The organism is Aeromonas sp. 604176 (assembly GCF_049170755.1).
In the GTDB taxonomy this organism is placed as follows: domain Bacteria; phylum Pseudomonadota; class Gammaproteobacteria; order Enterobacterales; family Aeromonadaceae; genus Aeromonas; species Aeromonas veronii_A.
In genome coordinates this window covers 1-1,187 of sequence record NZ_JAAKNE010000259.1, presented here as the reverse complement: position 1 = coordinate 1,187, position 1,187 = coordinate 1, and the positions used below count along the sequence as shown (strand labels likewise).

The window sequence follows — 1,187 nt, the reverse complement described above, 5'->3', positions numbered from 1 at the left end:
CTGCGCAAGGATGGCTGGTATCTCATCATCAGCAACCACATGAGCTGGACCGACATCGTGGTGCTCGGCCACCTGTTCCGGGATCGGCTGCCGGTGCCCAAGTTCTTCATGAAGCACGAGCTGATCTACATCCCGCTGCTGGGGCTCGCCTGCTGGGGGCTCGACATGCCCTTTATGCGCCGCTATTCACGGGAATTCCTGCTGCGCAACCCGCACCTGCGCGGCAAGGATATCGAGACCACCCGCAACGCCTGCGAGAAGTTTCGCCATATCCCCACCACCGTCATCAATTTCGTGGAAGGGACCCGCTTCACCGAGCAGAAACGGGATGCCGCCCGCTCCCGCTATCGCCACCTGATGCCGCCCAAAGCGGCAGGACTAGCCTTTACGCTGGCCGCCATGGGCGAGCAGTTCGACAGCCTGATCAACGTCACCATCCGCTATCCGGACAATGCCGAGACCCCGTTCAAGGACTTCCTGATGGGACGGGTAAAACGCATTCAGGTACGGATCGAGGAGCTGCCGGTGGATGAGGCGCTGATAGGGGATTACTTCAACGACAAGCAGTTCAAGCGCGGTTTTCAGGAGTGGCTAAACCAGCGCTGGCAGGAGAAGGACGAGGTGCTGGAGGGGTGGCAGAGCGGTCAGGCGCCGCTGCCGGTTGCCGCCAAATCCGGGGAGGAATCCAAAGAGAGCGCAGAAGCTAACTCGGCCAACTGATCCTCGGAGAACACTGCAATACCGTGGCGGCGCAGCAGGGCGGTGGTCTTGCCCTCACCCGCCACAGAAACACCTTCGAAGCGGCCGTTATAGATACGGCCGCTGCCACATGAGGGGCTCCCCTCTTTCAGCAGGGCGAAGCGAATACCCTGCGCCTGACAGATTTCCAGCGCCAGCTCGGCGCCGCGGTCAAACTCTTCAGTCACATCCAGCCCGCTCGCCGTCACTACCCGATCGCCCTGCCGCTCGGCAGGAGGACGCGGGGTCGACAGACCACCCGCCACTTCGGGGCAAAACGCCAGAGCCCGCCCCTCGGCACCCAGCTCACTCAACCAGTCGCTGACGATCCCCTTGCTCTGACCGTCGTAACGCACCGGCTGACCCAGCAAGCAGGCGCTAACTAAAACCTTCCCTCTCATACTTCTGCTCTATGAATTTTATTGAACCCAACCCATCCGGAATTTTTT

Annotated in this window: 2 protein-coding genes; one reads left to right on the top strand and one right to left on the bottom strand. The window is 61.0% G+C overall.

Annotated features, from left to right (window positions below):
* The coding region (locus tag G5358_RS21170) for an acyltransferase (RefSeq protein WP_421324890.1) at window positions 1–720 on the top strand (720 nt) is incomplete at its 5' end.
* Here G5358_RS21170 and G5358_RS21165 read toward each other — a convergent pair.
* Window positions 645–1,139, bottom strand: a complete 495-nt coding sequence (locus tag G5358_RS21165; protein ID WP_421324889.1) for a DUF523 domain-containing protein — start codon at window positions 1,137–1,139, stop codon at window positions 645–647. The two genes, G5358_RS21170 and G5358_RS21165, sit on opposite strands and share 76 nt — an antisense overlap.
* Window positions 1,140–1,187 lie beyond the last annotated feature (48 nt).